This window comes from Kitasatospora fiedleri (genome assembly GCF_948472415.1).
GTDB lineage: Bacteria > Actinomycetota > Actinomycetes > Streptomycetales > Streptomycetaceae > Kitasatospora > Kitasatospora fiedleri.
In genome coordinates this window covers 5,362,712-5,379,638 of sequence record NZ_OX419519.1, presented here as the reverse complement: position 1 = coordinate 5,379,638, position 16,927 = coordinate 5,362,712, and the positions used below count along the sequence as shown (strand labels likewise).

General features: G+C 74.4%; 17 protein-coding genes. 7 read left to right on the top strand and 10 right to left on the bottom strand.

Going from position 1 to position 16,927, the window contains the following annotated elements:
* Nucleotides 1-45: 45 nt before the first annotated feature.
* The 5 genes from QMQ26_RS24635 to QMQ26_RS24615 all read left to right on the top strand — a co-directional run bounded on the left by QMQ26_RS24635 (nt 46) and on the right by QMQ26_RS24615 (nt 5,114).
* Complete coding sequence (locus QMQ26_RS24635) at nt 46-828, top strand: amino acid ABC transporter ATP-binding protein (RefSeq protein WP_100840411.1); 783 nt, start codon at nt 46-48, stop codon at nt 826-828.
* 75 nt (nt 829-903) lie between these two features.
* Nucleotides 904-1,818 carry a glutamate ABC transporter substrate-binding protein gene (locus QMQ26_RS24630; RefSeq protein WP_100840412.1) on the top strand — a complete coding sequence of 305 codons (915 nt, stop codon included), beginning with the start codon at nt 904-906 and terminating at the stop codon, nt 1,816-1,818.
* A 40-nt stretch (nt 1,819-1,858) separates the two neighbouring features.
* Nucleotides 1,859-2,509, top strand: a complete 651-nt coding sequence (locus tag QMQ26_RS24625) for an amino acid ABC transporter permease (protein ID WP_100840413.1) — start codon at nt 1,859-1,861, stop codon at nt 2,507-2,509.
* Nucleotides 2,506-3,333, top strand: coding sequence for an amino acid ABC transporter permease (locus tag QMQ26_RS24620; protein ID WP_100840414.1), 828 nt, complete (start codon nt 2,506-2,508; stop codon nt 3,331-3,333). The genes QMQ26_RS24625 and QMQ26_RS24620 overlap by 4 nt, the downstream gene beginning before the upstream one ends.
* 107 nt (nt 3,334-3,440) lie before the next feature.
* Entirely contained in the window at nt 3,441-5,114 is a 1,674-nt protein-coding gene (locus QMQ26_RS24615; protein WP_282202710.1) for an FAD-dependent monooxygenase, read from the top strand.
* A 49-nt stretch (nt 5,115-5,163) separates the two neighbouring features.
* On the opposite strand, the gene rny is transcribed toward QMQ26_RS24615, so the two are convergent.
* The 4 genes from rny to QMQ26_RS24595 form a co-directional block, all read right to left on the bottom strand.
* Nucleotides 5,164-6,567 (bottom strand): ribonuclease Y, encoded by a 1,404-nt coding sequence (rny, locus tag QMQ26_RS24610; RefSeq protein ID WP_282202709.1) that lies wholly within the window; start codon nt 6,565-6,567, stop codon nt 5,164-5,166.
* A 193-nt stretch (nt 6,568-6,760) separates the two neighbouring features.
* The gene (locus QMQ26_RS24605) at nt 6,761-7,756 is read right to left on the bottom strand and encodes a regulatory protein RecX (protein ID WP_282202708.1); all 996 of its coding nucleotides are present in this window, start codon (nt 7,754-7,756) and stop codon (nt 6,761-6,763) included.
* 4 nt (nt 7,757-7,760) lie between these two features.
* Entirely contained in the window at nt 7,761-8,870 is a 1,110-nt protein-coding gene (gene recA, locus QMQ26_RS24600; protein ID WP_100840417.1) for a recombinase RecA, read from the bottom strand.
* Between the two features lie 222 nt (nt 8,871-9,092).
* A complete protein-coding gene (locus QMQ26_RS24595) occupies nt 9,093-9,485 on the bottom strand; it encodes a nuclear transport factor 2 family protein (protein ID WP_282202707.1) in 393 nt (130 codons plus the stop codon).
* Nucleotides 9,486-9,620: 135 nt separating this feature from the next.
* On the opposite strand from QMQ26_RS24595, the gene QMQ26_RS24590 reads away from it, so the two are divergent.
* Nucleotides 9,621-10,064 (top strand): MarR family winged helix-turn-helix transcriptional regulator, encoded by a 444-nt coding sequence (locus QMQ26_RS24590; RefSeq protein ID WP_282202706.1) that lies wholly within the window; start codon nt 9,621-9,623, stop codon nt 10,062-10,064.
* A 213-nt stretch (nt 10,065-10,277) separates the two neighbouring features.
* Here QMQ26_RS24590 and QMQ26_RS24585 read toward each other — a convergent pair whose 3' ends face one another.
* On the bottom strand, nt 10,278-10,820 hold the full coding sequence (locus QMQ26_RS24585; RefSeq protein ID WP_282202705.1) for a MarR family winged helix-turn-helix transcriptional regulator: 543 nt from the start codon (nt 10,818-10,820) through the stop codon (nt 10,278-10,280).
* Nucleotides 10,821-10,899: 79 nt separating this feature from the next.
* Here QMQ26_RS24585 and QMQ26_RS24580 point away from each other — a divergent pair, with 79 nt between their 5' ends.
* Nucleotides 10,900-11,865 (top strand): quinone oxidoreductase family protein, encoded by a 966-nt coding sequence (locus QMQ26_RS24580; protein WP_282202704.1) that lies wholly within the window; start codon nt 10,900-10,902, stop codon nt 11,863-11,865.
* Between the two features lie 57 nt (nt 11,866-11,922).
* On the opposite strand, the gene QMQ26_RS24575 is transcribed toward QMQ26_RS24580, so the two are convergent.
* Genes QMQ26_RS24575 through QMQ26_RS24555 form a run of 5 tightly spaced genes read right to left on the bottom strand, consistent with a single transcriptional unit; the run spans nt 11,923 to nt 16,843 of the window.
* Nucleotides 11,923-12,816, bottom strand: a complete 894-nt coding sequence (locus QMQ26_RS24575; protein ID WP_282202703.1) for a hypothetical protein — start codon at nt 12,814-12,816, stop codon at nt 11,923-11,925.
* Between the two features lie 35 nt (nt 12,817-12,851).
* Nucleotides 12,852-13,394 (bottom strand): SigE family RNA polymerase sigma factor, encoded by a 543-nt coding sequence (locus tag QMQ26_RS24570; protein WP_282202702.1) that lies wholly within the window; start codon nt 13,392-13,394, stop codon nt 12,852-12,854.
* 51 nt (nt 13,395-13,445) lie between these two features.
* On the bottom strand, nt 13,446-14,924 hold the full coding sequence (locus QMQ26_RS24565) for an AI-2E family transporter (RefSeq protein WP_318552038.1): 1,479 nt from the start codon (nt 14,922-14,924) through the stop codon (nt 13,446-13,448).
* A gap of 34 nt (nt 14,925-14,958) precedes the next feature.
* Entirely contained in the window at nt 14,959-15,153 is a 195-nt protein-coding gene (locus QMQ26_RS24560) for a DUF3046 domain-containing protein (RefSeq protein ID WP_100840424.1), read from the bottom strand.
* A 43-nt stretch (nt 15,154-15,196) separates the two neighbouring features.
* A complete protein-coding gene (locus QMQ26_RS24555) occupies nt 15,197-16,843 on the bottom strand; it encodes a S8 family serine peptidase (RefSeq protein ID WP_282202701.1) in 1,647 nt (548 codons plus the stop codon).
* Nucleotides 16,844-16,927: the final 84 nt, after the last annotated feature.

The window sequence follows — 16,927 nt, the reverse complement described above, 5'->3', positions numbered from 1 at the left end:
CCTTGCGAGTTGGCCCGGGTTCGGAGGACGAGGGAGCGAGCCGCGATGACCGAGAACAGTGCCGGGCTGCCCGAGCCGGAAGGCGGCGGGGCCGCCCCGCTGGTGGCGCTGCGCGGGGTGAACAAGCACTTCGGCGCGCTGCACGTGCTGCAGGACATCGACCTGGAGATCGCCCAGGGCGAGGTCGTGGTGCTGATCGGCCCGTCCGGTTCCGGCAAGTCGACGCTGTGCCGCACCATCAACCGGCTGGAGACCATCGACTCCGGCACGATCGAGGTGGACGGCCGCCCGCTGCCCGCCGAGGGCCGCGAGCTGGCCCGGCTGCGCGCCCAGGTCGGCATGGTGTTCCAGTCCTTCAACCTGTTCGCGCACAAGACGGTGCTGCAGAACGTGGTGCTCGCCCAGGTGAAGGTCGGCCGGGTGCCGAAGGCGCAGGCCGAGCGGACCGCCCGCGAGCTGCTGGAGCGGGTCGGCGTCGGCGCGCAGGCCGACAAGTACCCCGCCCAGCTGTCCGGCGGCCAGCAGCAGCGGGTGGCGATCGCCCGCGCGCTGGCGATGGACCCGAAGGTGATGCTGTTCGACGAGCCGACCTCGGCCCTCGACCCGGAGATGGTCAACGAGGTGCTGGAGGTGATGCGTTCGCTCGCCGCCAAGGGCATGACCATGGTGGTGGTGACCCACGAGATGGGCTTCGCACGCTCGGCCGCCAACCGCGTCCTGTTCATGGCGGACGGCCGGATCGTGGAGGAGAACACCCCGGAGGCGTTCTTCACCGCGCCGCGCAGCGACCGCGCCAAGGACTTCCTCTCGAAGATCCTGCACCACTGAGTCCGACATTGATCTAGCGTCAGTTCGCATTTGCCCGGAGCCAGCGATGGCCCCTACCGAGGAGAGAACGACCGCATGAAGGCCCGTCGTACCGTAGCCGCCGCCCTGTCCGTGCTCGCCCTGACCGCGGTCGCGGCCTGCGGCAAGGACGGCACCCCGAACTCGGACGCCGGCGCGAAGGGCGGCTCGGCCGCCCCCCAGCTGCCGACCTACCAGGTGAACGCCGACGCCAAGCTGGACGGCTCGCCGGTGTGGACCAAGGCCAAGGCGAGCGGCAAGCTCCGCATCGGCGCCAAGTCGGACCAGCCGTTCCTCGGCTTCGAGGACGTGCAGACCGGCAAGCGCAACGGCTTCGACATCGAGATCGCCAAGATGATCGCCGCCGACCTCGGCTTCTCCGCAGACCAGGTCGAGTTCACCACGATCAACTCCAGCGCCCGCGAGACCTCGATCTCCGGCGACCAGATCGACTACTACGTCGGCACCTACTCGATCAACGACAACCGCAAGAAGCAGATCGACTTCGCCGGCCCGTACTACATCGCCGGCCAGTCGCTGCTGGTGAACAAGGACGACACCTCCATCACCGACGCGAAGTCGACCAGCGGCAAGGCGGTCTGCACCGTCACCGGTTCGACCTCGGTCGACAACATCAACAAGTACGGCGCCAAGGTCACCACCTTCGAGAGCTACTCGCTCTGCGTGGAGAAGCTGCTCACCAAGGAGGTCGACGCGGTCACCACCGACGACGCGATCCTCAAGGGCTACGCCGCGAAGAACCAGGGCAAGCTCAAGGTCGTCGGCGAGCCGTTCTCCACCGAGCGCTACGGCGTCGGCCTGAAGAAGGGCGACGCGGTGCTGCAGAAGGCGATCAACGACGCCCTCAAGAAGCACGAGGACAACGGCGACTGGAAGAAGGCGTACGACGCCACCCTGGGCCTGTCCGGCTCGGCCGCGCCGTCCGTCCCCGCGCTGGACCCGACCGCCTGACGCCCGACCCGACCGATACCGAGAAAGGAGGGCCGCCGGCATGGGCATACCGTTCGAGGACGGCAACTTCTCGCTGTTCGTCCGCGGGTTCCTGGGAACGCTCGAACTGAGCGCGCTCAGTGCCCTGTTCGCCCTGCTGCTGGGCTTCATGCTGGCGGCCTTCCGCGTCTCGCCGGTCCCGGTGCTGCGGGCCTTCGGCGGCACCTGGGTGACGATCTTCCGCAACACCCCGCTGACCCTGCTGTTCTTCGCGGTGACCTTCGTGCTGCCGCGGCTGGACGTGCACATCAGCAGCTTCACCGCCGCCGTGGCCGCGCTCAGCGTCTACACCGGCAGCTTCGTCTGCGAGGTGCTGCGCGCGGGCATCAACACGGTGCCGCTGGGCCAGGCCGAGGCCGCCCGCTCGCTGGGCATGGGCTTCGGCCAGACCCTCGGCCTGGTGGTGCTGCCGCAGGCGGCCCGGGCGGTGACCGCGCCGATGGGCTCGGTGTTCATCGCGCTGCCCCGTAACTCGGCCATCGCCGGCGCCTTCAACGTGTTCGAGCTGTTCAGCGTGCAGAAGACCCTGACCGAGAAGGGGTACGCCATCTTCGCCATCTTCTTCTGGGTGGCCCTGGCCTACCTGGTGATCAGCTTCGCGATCGGCACGGTCGTCTCCGCCCTGGAGCGGCGCACGGCGGTGACCCGATGAGCACCCGCACCGCCTCCGTCCTGTACGACGTCCCCGGCCCGCGGGCCCGGCGGCGCTACCTGCTGCTCGGCGCGCTCGGCGCGCTCGGCATCGCCGCCCTGCTCTGGTGGGTCGTCTCCACCCTGGCCGACCAGGGCCAGTTCGACGGCTGGCTCTGGGACTCCTTCCAGTACACCGCCGTCCAGCAGCGCATCCTCGACGGCGTCCTGGCCACCCTGAAGGCCTTCGGCCTGGCCGCGGTCGGCTCGCTGGTGCTCGGCTCGCTGCTCGCGGTCGGGCGGCTGTCCGACCACCGCCCGGTGCGGGCGGTGTGCACCGCGGTGGTCCAGTTCTTCCGGGCCATGCCGCTGGTGATCATGATCTTCGCGCTCTACCAGGCGGTGTTCACCGCCCAGCCGATGTGGGGCCTGGTCATCGGCCTGGTCCTCTACAACGGCGCCGTGCAGGCCGAGATCATCCGCTCCGGCATCAACGCCGTCCCGCGCGGCCAGTCCGAGGCGGCCCACGCCCTGGGCCTGCGCAAGACCCAGGTGATGAGCCTGGTGCTCGTCCCGCAGGCGGTCCGGACCATGCTGCCCGCGATCATCGGCCAGCTGGTCGTCACCCTCAAGGACACCTCGCTCGGCTACATCATCACGTACCCCGAGCTGCTGTACGTGGGCAAGCTGATCGCCTCCAACTCCGACGGCTACCCGTACATCCCGGTCGTCCTGGTGATCACCCCGATCTACATCGCCATGTGCCTCGCCCTCGGCGGCCTGGCCCGCTGGATCGAGTCCCGCGGCCGTCGCGGCGCGAAGCCCCGCCGCACGTCCGCTGCTTGACGGACACCCAGGTGATCTGTTGCATTGCTCTTCGTGACACCACCTGGGACCTCCCACCCGGCATATGACGCACCGGCGGCCGCGGCCGCCCGCCCGAAGGCCCCGGCATGGACGCGGTGATCATCGTCGGGGCCGGGCCGGTCGGTCTCGCCCTGGCCCTCGCCCTGGCCCGCAACGACGTGCCCAGCACCGTCCTGGACGAGGGCACCGGCGTGAGCCCGGAAAGCCCCCGCACCGTCGTGCTCGGCGGCGACACCGCCGCCTTCCTGGCCCGGATCGGCTACACCCGGGTGGTCTCCGACGCCGCCCGCTGGGACGCCTTCACCGTCTGGCGCCGCCGGGCCGAGGTGCTGCGCCTGCCGCTGGACGCCGAACCCGTCCTGCACCTCGCCCAGCACCGCCTGCAGCGCGGCCTGCGCGACGCCGTCGCCGCCGCCCCGCTGATCCGCCTGCTGCCGCGCCACCGGGTGGTCGAACTCGCCCAGGACCGCGACGGGGTGGCGGTCCGCACCACCTCCGCCGGGGAGGACGCCTGGTGGCACGGCAGCCACCTGGTCGGCTGCGACGGCGCCCGCTCCACCGTCCGCAAGCTGCTCAAGGTGCGCTTCCCCGGCCGGCCCGCCGTCGACCGGCACGCCGTCGCCACCGTCCGGGTCGACCTCCCCTTCCCCGGCGAGGCCCGGCTGCATCGCGAACCCCCGTGGCGCGGCGACCGCGAAGCTTCCGCCCGCCCGCTGCCCGACGGCCTGTGGCGGCTCGACTGGCGGCTGCCCCCAGGCCGCCCCCAGCCCACCGAGCCCGTCGACCCGCACGCCACCTGGCCCGGCATCGTCACCGGCGACACCCTGCTCACCCGGGTCACCGCCGCGCTCACCGGCTGGTGCGGCGAACTCCCGCCCCACCAGCTGCTGGCCGCCGCCGACCACACCTACCAGCAGCGGCTGGCCGGCCGCTTCCGCACCGGCCGCTGCTTCCTCGCCGGCGACGCCGCCCACCTGCACGGCGCCCTCGGCATGCAGAACCTCGCCGACGGCCTGCGCGACGCCGACAACCTCGCCTGGCGACTCGCCCTCGCCTGGCACCTGCCCCCCGGCACCGAGCGCGCCGACCGCGCCCTGCTGGACGGCTACGAGGCCGAGCGCCGCGGCGCGGTCGGCGCCCGGCTGCGCGCCGTCGACCAGAGCATGCCGCTGCTGCGCCCGCTGCGCGGCTGGGCCGAGACCCGGCGGGCGCTGATCTCCGGCTCCTTCCGCAAGCACGCCCCGCTGCTCGCCGACGGCCAGCTCGGCACCGGCCGCTTCGGCGGCGCCCCCGCCTACCCGGCCGCGCCCTCCGGCGTCGTCCCCCGCGTCCCCGAGCAGCGCGGCGCCGGCCGCGGCACCTCGCTCACCGAGCAGCTCCCGGCCACCGCCCCCGGCGTCCTGGTCCCCGACCTCCCGGTGGTCACCGCCGACGGCGCCGCGGACACCCTCCGGGCCCGCCTCGGCGGCCCGTTCCTGTTGGTCCTGGTCGCCCCCGGCACCACCGTCTGGTCCGCCGAGCACTGGCTCGGCGCCGGCCTGATGCCCCGCCTCGCCGAACTCGCCGCCGCCCTCCCCGTCCCCACCGAGGTCCTGGTCACCGACGGCTACCCCGGCGCCACCCCGCACACCGTCCTGCTGATCCGCCCCGACGGCCACCTGCTGGGCACCACCCCCGGCCTCCAGCCCGAGACCCTGCACGCCCTGACCGCCCCGCTCACCCCCAAGCCGGGCCTGGAGCAGGAACGGACCAAGGGCTGACCGGCCTCCCTCGCGCCGGGGTCCGACGGCGGGGGTTCGAAGACGGGTCCTAGCGGGCGACCTCGGTCGCCCGCGACTCCCGCACCACCGTGATCCGGATCTGCCCCGGGTAGGTCAGCTCCTCCCGGACCTGCCGGGCGACCTCCTTGGCGATCTCCTGCGCCCGCAGGTCGTCCACCGCCTCCGGCTGCACCATGACCCGGACCTCCCGGCCGGCCTGCATCGCGTAGACCTTGGTGACGCCCTCGTGCGCCCGGGCGATCTCCTCCAGCCGCTCCAGCCGGCGGACGTACGCCTCCACCGACTCCTTGCGCGCGCCCGGCCGCCCGGCCGAGCAGGCGTCGGCGGCCTGGGTGAGCACCGCCTCGACGGTCTTCGCCTCGATCTCGCCGTGGTGCGCCGCTATCGCGTGCACGACCTCCTCCGCCTCGCCGTGCCGACGGGCGAACTCCGCGCCGATCGCGGCGTGACTGCCCGGCACCCGGTGGCTGAGCGCCTTGCCGATGTCGTGCAGCAGCGCGGCCCGGCGCACCTGCTCGGGGTCGACGCCGAGCTCCGCGGCCATCATCCCGGCCAGGTGCGCGGACTCCACCAGGTGCCCGAGCACGTTCTGCCCGTACGAGGTGCGGTAGCGCAACGTGCCCAGCGTGCGGACCAGTTCGGGCGACATCTCGCCGCTCGCGCCGATCCCGACGGTGAGCAGCGCGTCCTCCCCGGCCCGGACGCAGAGCCGCTCGACCTCGGCCCGGCTGCGCTCGTGCGCCTCCTCGATCCGCGCCGGGTGGATGCGCCCGTCGACCAGCAGCGCCTCCAGGGTGAGCCGGGCGCTCTCCCGGCGGACCGGGTCGAAGCAGGAGAGCTGCACCAGTCCGGGGGTGTCGTCGACGATCAGGTTGACGCCGGTGACGGCCTCGAAGGCGCGGATGTTGCGGCCCTCGCGCCCGATCACCCGGCCCTTCATGTCCTCGCTGGGCAGCCGCAGGGTGGTGACCACGGTGTCGGCGGTGTGCTCGGCGGCCAGCCGCTGGACGGACGAGGCGATGATCTCCCGGGCCCGGCCCTCGCCCTCGGTGACCGCCCGCCGCTCGATCTCCCGGACGCTCAGCGCGGCTTCCCGGCGGGCCTCCGACTCGGCGGCCCGGACGATCTCCTCACGGGCCTGGGCGGCGGTCAGCCCGGCGGTGCGCTCCAGCAGCAGGCGGTTCTCCACGGCCTGGTCGGCTAGTTCGTCGCGCACCCGCTCGGCGTCGGCGGCGCGGGCGGCGAGTTCGTCCTCGTGCGCGTGCAGGCGGTGCAGTTCGGAGGTCAACCGCTCCTCGCGGCGGTCGAGTTCGGCCCGGCGCTGCCGGAGCATCAGGAACCCGGCGGCCAGCACCAGCACCAGGGCGCCGATCAGCACTCCGGCCGCCAGCAGCAGGGAGGAACCCGTTTCGGTGCCCTGAGCGATGCCCATCCGGCCACTCCCCGTCCTGCTCACGCTACCGCCGAGGCGACCTCCGCGATCGTCCTGCCACTGAGTGTGAGGCTAGGCCGAGGTTACGAAACGGTCAAGATGCGATCGAGAATTGGCTCCGGCGATCTGATCACCAGTCATCACATCGCACCGCACCACGTCTCGTCCCGCGGCCCGCGGCCCCTGCCCGTGGTCAGTCGTCCGCGTCCGCCCAGTCCTCCGCACCCTCCTCCGCGCCGTCGGCGCCTTCCGCGTCCAGCGCCTCCCGGACCACCCGGTACGCCAGGCCCTCGGCGTAGCCGCGCCGGGCCAGCACCCCGACCAGCCGCCGAATCCGGACGTCCCGGTCCAGCCCGGCGGTGGAGCGCAACTTCCGGGCCGCCAACGCCCGGGCGGCCTCCGACTCGTCCTCGGCGTCCACCTGGAGCAGGGCCCGCTCGGCGGCCTCCCCGACGACGCCCTTGGTCCGCAACTCCTGCGCCAGCGCCCGCCGGGACAGCCCGCGCACCGCGTGCCGGGACTCCACCCAGGCTTCGGCGAAGGCGGCGTCGTCGATCAGCCCGACCTCCTCCAGCCGGGACAGCACCTGCTCGGCCACCTCGTCCGGGATCTCCTTGCGGCGCAGCGCGTCGGCCAGCTGCTTGCGGGACTTGGCGGCCCCGGTGAGCAGCCGCAGGCAGATGTCCCGGGCCCGGTCCGCCGGATCGCCGACCGGCTCGGCGGCCCGCGCCCGCCCGCGCCGTCCCGACCGCGACTCCCCGTCGCCACCGGTCCGTTCGCCCTCCGCGCGCCCGGTCTCCGCGCGTGCGGTCTCACCACGCCCGGTCTCCCCGCGTTCGGCCTTGGTGCGCCGCCGGGCCCGCGGCCGCTCCGCCGCCGCCGGCTCCGCGGCCGACAGCTCCCCCAGCGCGCTGCGCCGTCGCCGCCTGCCCCCGGGCAGCTCGGACGCCCGCACCAGCCCGGGCAACTCCCCCACCGGAGCCGCCGGTTCCTCGGCCGCCGCCGCGAACCAGTCCGGCGGGCCGTCCGACTCCGGCACCGGCTCCTCCTCTTCCCCCGCGACGGCCGCGAACCAGTCCGGCGGGCCGTCCCCGCTCCCGTGGTCGCCGGTGTCCCCGGGAACGCCCGCACCGGGCCCGTCCTCGGACGGACCCGGTGCCGGGTGGTCGTGCTGCTGGTGGCGTGTCAACGGATCAGCTCTTGGCAGCGGCCGCCGTCTTCTTGGCCGCGGCCTTCGCGGGGGCCGCCGCGGCCGGGACCACGGCCGGGACCTCCGCCGCGGGGGCCTCGCCCTCGACGACGGGCGGCTTCGGGCCGATGCCCAGCTTGCCCTTGATCTTGGCCTCGATCTCGTCGGCCAGCTGCGGGTTGTCGCGCAGGAAGTTGCGGGCGTTCTCCTTGCCCTGGCCGAGCTGGTCGCCCTCGTAGGTGTACCAGGCACCGGACTTCCGGATGAAGCCGTGCTCCACGCCCATGTCGATCAGGCCGCCCTCGCGGCTGATGCCGACGCCGTAGAGGATGTCGAACTCGGCCTGCTTGAACGGCGCGGCGACCTTGTTCTTGACCACCTTGACGCGGGTGCGGTTGCCGACCGCCTCGGTGCCGTCCTTCAGGGTCTCGATCCGCCGGATGTCGAGGCGGACCGAGGCGTAGAACTTGAGCGCGCGCCCACCGGTGGTGGTCTCCGGCGAGCCGAACATCACGCCGATCTTCTCGCGCAGCTGGTTGATGAAGATCGCGGTGGTGTTCGACTGGTTCAGCGCGCCGGCGATCTTGCGCAGCGCCTGGCTCATCAGCCGGGCCTGGAGGCCGACGTGCGAGTCGCCCATCTCGCCCTCGATCTCGGCGCGCGGCACCAGCGCGGCCACCGAGTCGATGATCACCAGGTCGATCGCGCCGGAGCGGATCAGCATGTCGGTGATCTCCAGCGCCTGCTCGCCGGTGTCCGGCTGGCTGACCAGCAGGGCGTCGGTGTCCACGCCGAGCTTCTTGGCGTACTCGGGGTCGAGCGCGTGCTCGGCGTCGACGAAGGCGACGGTGCCGCCGGCCCGCTGCGCGTTGGCGGCGAGGTGGAGGGTCAGGGTGGTCTTGCCGGAGGACTCGGGGCCGTAGATCTCGACCACGCGGCCGCGCGGGATGCCACCCACGCCGAGCGCCACGTCGAGGGCGGTGGAGCCGGTGGAGATCACCTCGACCGGCTCGTTCGCCTTCTCGCCGAGGCGCATCACCGAGCCCTTGCCGAACTGTCGCTCGATTTGGGCGAGTGCGGCCTCAAGGGCCTTCTCGCGGTCCGTTCCTGCCATGGCTTCCACCCTCGGGTTCTGTCCTGTGCGCTTCATCGTCACCGACGCTAGCGCGTCCCACCGACAATCGGCCCCGGACGGGCTCGGCCTGTGGAAAACTCCGCGCCGAAGAGTACAAAGAACATCTGTTCGATTCTAGTGTCGCACCTCACCGGCCCACTCCGGGGCCGCGCCGCGCCGCGCCGTCCGGTGCGGCGCGGCGCGGCCCCGCCCCGTCCCGACTCAGCGGGCGCTGCCCATGCCCCGGTCGGCCTCGGCCCCCTCCAGCAGCAGGGTGGTCTCCTCGATCCGGCGGAACCGGCCGTCCGCCGCCAGGTCGGCGAACACGTAGACCTCCATGCTCACGGTGGAGCCGTCGGTCTTGACCAGGTGCGCGGTGTGCCGGTCCGCGTAGCGGTCGCCGTCGCGCAGCTCCTCGTGGACCTCGAACCGGCCCCCGGCGACGACGCCGCGCAGGTGCGAGATGTGGTCGACGAACTGCGCGCGGTCGGCCCACTCGCCGTCGGTGCGCTGGCGGTAGTCGGGGGCGAAGTGGCGGTCGGCGGCCTCGGCGACGGTGAGGTCGCGGTCGAGCAGGAGGTCGGTGAGCGCGGCCTCGATGCCGGTGCGGGTCATGGCGGGGTCCTTCCGTCGATGCGGATCGAAATGCGTGCGCGGCGCACGCTTCTTTCAGGACTCTAGCCCAGATGCGTGCGCGACGCACGCATCTGGGCCGAAAAAGCGTGCGCTGCGCACGCTAATCTGGCGGACATGGAGAACGACACGGGCACCGCCATCGCCGAAGCACTCGGCGTCCTGCTCCGCCGCACCACCCGGGTCCGGCTGCACCGGCAGCTGACCGAGGGCCTGGGGCCGGCCCTGGACGAGCTGACCTACCCGGTCCTCAGCGCACTGGCCCGTACCGGCCCGCACAGCGCCGCCGACCTGGCGCCCGAGATCGGGCTGGACCGCTCCGGCACCACCCGCCGGGCCTCCCGCCTGGAGGAGGCGGGCCTGATCCGCCGCGAGCCGGACCCGGCCGACCGCCGCGCCCACCTGCTGGTCCTGACCCCGCAGGGCGAACAGGCCGTCGCGGAACTCCGCCGCCGCCTGACCGCACGCATCACCGAGGGCCTCGCCGACTGGCCGCCGGGCGAGGCCGAGGACTTCGCCCGCCACCTGCGCCGCTTCACCACCGAGGGCCCCTTCGCCTGACCCGCCCGGCACCCCCGCCCGGCCGCGGGCCCCGCCCAACGGCCCGAACCCGGGCCCCACTTCAGCACCCGCCGAAGCCCGGCCCCGCCTCGACACCCACCGAGGCGCGGACCCCGCCCAGGCCCGAGCCCGCGCCCCCGGCCACCTGCCGGACCGCTCCGCGCCCGCCGGGCAGCCGGGCAGCCGCCCCTTCCCGGCGCCCACCGCCCCCGCTCAGCTCCCCCCGGTCCGCAGGTCGACGCCGTGCCGGTGGGCGTCCGCCGTGACGACCCGGGTGGCCAGTCCGGCCAGCAGGCGCCGCTCGTCCCCGGTCAGCGCCGCCGCGAAGGCGTCGATCCGCTCGGCGAACTCCGCCGCGACCCGCTCCGCGAGCTCCCGCCCCGCGGGGGTGGCGGAGACCCGGTAGGAGCGGCGGTCGGTGGCGCTGGCCTCGCGGACCACCAGGCCGCGGCGCTGCGCCCGGTCGACCAGGCCGGTGACCGAGGACTTGTCCAGACCCAGCAGCCGGCCCAGTTCCCGCATGGCGGGCTCGCGGTCGCGGAGCACGCCGAGCAGCCGGACCTGGATCATCGACAGGTCCTGCCGGGCCGCGATCTCGGCCAGGGCGCCGTGGACGAGGAAGGTGAGCTGGGCCAGTCCGTCGACCAGGCCGAGGTCCGCCACGGAGGCGGAGGCTGAGGCCGAGGCGGAGGCGGAGGCAGGAGCGGAAGCAGGGGCGGAGGCGGAGGCGGGCCGGGCGCCCTCGGAGGAAGTCATGGGCCCGATCATAGTTGAAAAGGTTTGCGCCACGTACTACTTTTGGTACGTGGCACAAACCAACCCCTGGAGGCACCCCGTGGAGATCCGCGCCGCCGTCGTCGACTCGTTCGACCGCTCGCCCCGCTACCGCCCCTTCGACCTCCCGGCGCCGACCGACGAGGACCACGCGCTGGTCGACGTCCTCGCCGTCGGCCTGCACCCCCGGGTGCGCACCGGCGCGTCCGGACGGCACTACACCAGCACCGGGCGGCTCCCGATGGTCCCCGGCGTCGACGGCGTCGGCCGCCGCGCGGACGGCACCGCGGTGTACTTCGTCGCCGACGACGACCTAGTCGGCCCGATGGCCACCCGCACCGTCATCGATACCCGCCGCAGCATCCCGCTGCCCGAGGGCACGGACCCGGTGCGGATCGCGGCCGCGATGAACCCCGCGATGTCGTCCTGGGTGGCGCTGCGCCGCCGCGTCCCGCTCCGACCGGGGCAGTCGGTCCTGGTGCTGGGCGCGACCGGCAACGCCGGGCGGATGGCGGTCCAGGTCGCCGGGCGCCTCGGGGCCGGCCGGGTGGTGGGCGCCGGCCGCGATCCGGAGCGGCTGGCGGCCCTGCCCGGCCTGGGGGCGGACGCGGCCGTCGCGCTCACCGCCGACGCCGACACCACCGCGGCGGCCCTGGCGGAGGCCGCCGCCGAGGTGGACGTGGTGCTCGACTACCTGTGGGGCGAGCCGGCCGCCGCCGCGATGTCGGCCCTGCTGCGGGCCAGGTCGGACCGGAGCCGGACGCTGGACTGGGTGCAGATCGGCTCGGTGGCGGGCCCCTCGCTCGACCTGCCCTCGGTCCTGCTGCGCTCGGCCGACCTGCGCCTGCGGGGCAACGGCCAGGGCGCCGTCTCCACCCGCGCCTACCTGGCCGAACTGCCCTCCCTGATCGAGGAGATCGACCACGGCCGGCTCACCGTCCCCGCCCGGACCGCGCCGCTCGCCGACGTGGAGGCGGTGTGGACCGCCCCCGAGGCCCCGGGCGTGCGCACCGTCCTGCTGCCCTGACCGCCCACCCGCGCACGGCCGGCGCCAGGCGTCCGCGGGGCACCGGCCGCAGGGGGCTCAACTCAGCATGTCCTCCCCCGCGTTCGGCACCTCGGTGCCGGCCCTGTCGAAGAACTGCCAGGACACGGCCCGCTTCCCGCTCTGCTCCGGCACCACCATCCGCCGGTACGGGGAGTCGCCGACGGTGACCAGCGGCGGTTCGGAGGTGGTGCCGTCGTCCCAGGTCACCACCACCTTGGCGATGTCCGGGCCGAACGCCATCACGGCGAGCGCGACCGGCAGCGGCCCGGGGTGGTCGCCCTTGGTCCGGGCGGCCATCGTGCCGCCGCTGAAGGTGGTCCCCATCCCCGGCTCCAAGTGCCCGGGGGCCGGGTAGCCGCCCTGCTCGTCGTACTTCTGCCGGACCCCGTCCAGGGTCGCGTAGGTGTTGACGACGTCCTCGTTAGGCTGCCAGTACTGCTGGACGTACGCCTCCGTGGGCCGGTCCAGCGAGGGGTCGACGGCGCTGCGCTCCTGCCAGACCGCGACCGCCTGCTCGTACGCCCGCTCCTGCGGGGCGACCGGCCAGAGCGCCTCCCAGAGCTTCCACTCCTTGCCGTCCACGACGCCCTGCCCGATCACCGTCCGGACGGGCGTGAGCGGGTCCCGGGGGACGGCCGACGAGGACGCGGCCGACGGGGACGCGGCCGACGGGGACGCGGCGGCCGGGCCGCCGTCGCCTCCGGTGCCGGCCGGGCCGATCGACTGCGCGGTGCGCGCACCGGCCGGTCCGGCGTGCAGTCCGGCCGCCGCGCCGCCGCCCAGGACCACCACCGAGGCCAGCGCGAGCGCTCCGACCGCGGTCCGGCGGCGCCGGCGGAGCCGCCGCCCCCCGGCCTCGATGCCCTCGACCGGGACCGGCCCGATCGGCACCTGCGCCGCGGCTCCGGCGAGCCCGAGCTCGACCCACATCTCGCCGTCCCCCCGCGTTCCGTTGCCACCCGTGGTCACACCGCACCCCCGATCCGTGTCATGTCCTTCGGTTCCCCCAGGCCCGCGGTCTCCCGCAGCCGGGCTATCCCCTTGGCGGCGTGGCTGCGCACGGCCCCGGCCGAGCACCCCATCGCCGCTGCCGCCTGGCTGTCGCTCAGGTCCTCCCAGTGCCGCAGCACCACGGCCTGCCGCTGCCGGACCGGCAGCGTCGCGAGGGCCGCCATCAGCTCCCGGCGCCGGTCCGACCTGGCGTACCCGTCCTCGGGCCCGGCCGTGTCCGGCACGGCCTCCACCAGCACCTCCGGGGGCCGGCGGCGCCGGCGGCGGGCGTGCTGGTTGACCATGATCCGGCGCACGTAGCTGTGCGGGTCGTCGGCCCGGCGGACCTTCGTCCAGGCCGCGCAGGTCCGCTCCGCGGCGAACTGCGCGAGGTCCTCCGCCGCGTGCCGGTCGCCGGTCGGCAGGTACGCCGTCCGCAGCAGCCAGGGCCACGCCCCCACGATGAACGCCCGGAAATCCTGCTCCGGGCCGCTCCGCGTCTCTTCTCCCGTGAACACCTCCTCACCCGTCCAGAGCCCGGAGGAGGCGCGAAACGCTTACCCGCCCGGTCACTCCCCCGGCGGTTCCTCCCGCCGCTCCCCGTCCGACCTTCCCCCACCGGCACCGTCCGCACTCGAACCACCTGAGCCGCCCGAGCCGTCCGAGCCGCTCGAGCCGCTCGAGCCGCTCGAACCACCGGCGCCGTCGGAACCGCCCGAGCCGCCCGAGCGCCCCGCGCCGCCCGACACCATCCGCCGCAGCCGCCGCACGGTGTGCCGCCGCCGTTCGCGCCGCTCCTCGCCGTGGTCGATCCGCGGGTCGTCCTCGACCTCGTAGCGGCGCACGTACGTCCCGACGAAGCCCTGCAGGGTGGCCGCGACCGGGATGGCGATCAGCGCGCCGACCGCGCCGAGCAGCGCGGCCCCGGCGATCACCGCGCCGAACGCGACGGCGGGGTGCACGTCGACCGTCTTCGCGGTGATCCGCGGGTGCAGCAGGTAGTTCTCGATCTGCTGGTAGACGGTCACGAAGGCCAGCACCCACAGCGCGTCCACCGGCCGCACGGTCAGCCCGACCAGGACCGGCAGCGCGCCGGCCAGGTAGGTGCCGATGGTCGGCACGAACTGCGACATGACGCCGACCCAGACGGCCAGCGCGGCGGCGTACGGCAGCCCGATGATCGCGAAGAACGCCCAGTGCGCGAGCGCGGAGATCAGCGCGAGCAGCGCCCGGGAGTAGAGGTAGCCGCCGGTCTTGGCGAGCGCGATCTCCCAGGCCCGCAGCACCTCGCCCTGCTTGGAGGGCGGCAGCAGCGAGCAGACGGTGCGCCGCACCCGGGGGCCCTCGGCGGTGAAGTAGAAGGTGAACAGGCCGACGGTGAACGCCTGGAACAGCCCGCCGATGACGGTGCCGGTGACGCCCCAGACGTTGTCGGCGGCCTGCTGGGCGTACTTCTCGATCGTCCCGGAGTCCTTGAGCACCTGGTGCTGGAGCTGGTCGAGCGACAGGTCGGTGTGGAAGGTGTGGTTGATCCAGTTGATCAGGTCCTGGAGCAGCTGCGGGAGCTTCCCGGCGATCTGGGTGATCTGGTCGACCAGCAGGGTGCCGAGCGAGGCCAGGAAGCCGGCGGCGGCGATGAACAGGCCGATGAACACCAGGAAGGTGCCGAGGCCCCGGCGCACCCCCCGGGCGGCCATCCGGTCGACGGCGGGCTCCATCGCCAGCGACAGGAAGAACGCCACCAGTAGCATCACGAACAGGTCGATCAGCTGGTGGAAGGCCCAGTCGGCGAGCTGGAACAGTCCGACCCCGAGCAGCGCCAGCAGCAGCGCCCTGGGCAGCCAGCGGGGCATCGCGCCGCCGCCGAGCTCGGCCCGGCGCAGCAGCCGGGCGGCCACCGTGTCCGCCCCCTCGGCGCCCGGGCTCCCGGCGCCCGCCCTCGCGGTGTCGGCGGCTTCCGCCGCGTCGGCTGCCCGGGCCGTGGTGCCGGGCGCGGTGTCGGGGGCCGGGTCGCCGGTCGGGTCGGGGTTCTCTGCGCTGCTCGCCACCGGGACAGTCTCACCCACTCCGGCGCGAATAATCTCACCTCAGTTGCGGCGACACCCCCTGCGTGGCGCAGACCACCCGCCACACGTCCTTGGCCTCCCACCCGGCGTCCAGCGCCTGCCGGACGGTGCGGCCGCCGAGCTCGCCCATCACGTGGTCCTGGGCGAAGGACTCCGCGTACGCCTCGCCGAAGTGCTCGTGCATCCGTCGCCAGAACTCGGTCAGCCTCATGCGCCCCAGTATCGGGCACCGGCCGCCCGCCCCGGGGCGGTGGTCAGCCCGTCGGCAGGGTGAGCAGGCCGGCGCCGTAGAAGTCGCGGTCCTGGCAGCCGAGCGGCAGGGTCGTGGTGCAGCCCTGGTCGGCGGCCAGGGCCAGCGCGGCGGCGATCCGGTCGGGGCTCCAGTCGGGGTGCTGGGCGGCGACCACGGCGACCGCGCCGGTGACGTGCGCGGCGGACATCGAGGTGCCGGCCAGCGCGGCGTACCGGCCGCCGGGCCAGTCGGAGACGATCGCGCCCTGGGTGCCGCCGTCGGGGTCGCCGCCGGGGGCGGCGATGGAGACCTTGCCGCGCCCGTAGTTGCTGTACCCGGCGGGCAGGCCGTTGCGGTCGACGGCGGTGACGGTGACCACGCCGGGCAGTTCGCCGGGCAGCCGGATGCACTCGGTGCCGAGCTGCCGGTCGTCCGGGGGGCCGGTGGTGCGGTCGTTGGGGCTGCGCTGGTCGGTGCGTCCGGCGTTCAGGTCCTGGCCGTCGTTGCCGGCCGAGGCGACCACCACGGCGCCCTTGCGCTGGGCGTAGGCGACGGCCCGGCCGACGGCGGCGGCCAGCGCGGCCTGGTCGGCGTCCTCGGGGCAGTTGTACTTCCACGGGTCGGCGAAGTAGCTGTCGTTGATCGCGCGGGCGCCGTGGTCGGCGGCCCAGAGCATGCCGCAGACGATGTTCTCGGTGTAGTACTGCCCGAGCGGTCCGAGCAGCCGGACGGCGGCGATCCGCACGCCGGGGGCGACGCCGGTGACGCCGTGGCCGTCGCGGGCGGCGCCGACGATCCCGGCGACGTGGGTGCCGTGGCCGCTCTCGTTGATCGCGTCGTCGGGCCGCCAGGCGCCGCTGCGGGAGTCGGGGCGGCCGTCGGCGCAGGACGCGGAGGCGGCCGGGTCGACGGCGGCCCGCAGGTCGGGGTGGGTGTCGTCGACGCCGGAGTCCAGGACGGCGACGGTGACCTTGGACAGCTGCTGGGCGGTGGGCAGCGCGCCGGCCCGGTCGGCGGAGGTCGGCCCGGCCCGGTCGGCGACCGGCGGGCGCAGCAGGGCGGCGCCCCGCCCGGCGGGGCGGTCGAGGGCGCCGATCATGGCGAGGTTCCAGTCGGACTGCTCGCCGGGGTCGGGCACGGTGGCGGTGGAGTCGTCGGCCCCCTCGACGGTCTCGACGGCCGCCCCCGCGCCCCCGCCCGTACCCGCCGTACCGCGCGCGGCGGTCCGCTCCGCGTCCCCGAGCGGCAGCGCGCCGGGCCGGGCGGCGGCGGTGCCGGTGCCGGTGTCGAAGGCGGCGCCGGCCAGCGGCCGGGGCGGGGAGGGCACCGGGACGGTGCGGGTGGCGCCGACGGCGGCTATCCCGGGCCGTCCGCGCAGCTTCTCGGCGAACCGGGGCCCGGCGTAGGCGAGCACCGCGCCGATCTGCGGGTAGTCCTGGACGACCTTGCCGCCGACCGCCCGGGCCTGGTCGCCGGCGTGCTCGGCGCCCTGGGCGTCGGTGCGCTCGTCCAGCACCAGGTAGCTGAGGTAGGTGTCGCCGGTGCCGGTGACGTAGGGGACGGCGCCGCCGAGCAGCAGTCCGGTGAGCAGCGTCGCGCCGAGCACCCGGACGCTGCGGCGCCGGCGGGGGGCGGGGGTGCTGCCGGGGGCCTGGCTCACCTGCTCCATCGCACGCTCTCCGCTCGTCAGGCAGGGCCGAACACCGGGATCGGGTCCGGTTCCTCACCATATGGGCGATTTGTACGATTTGCT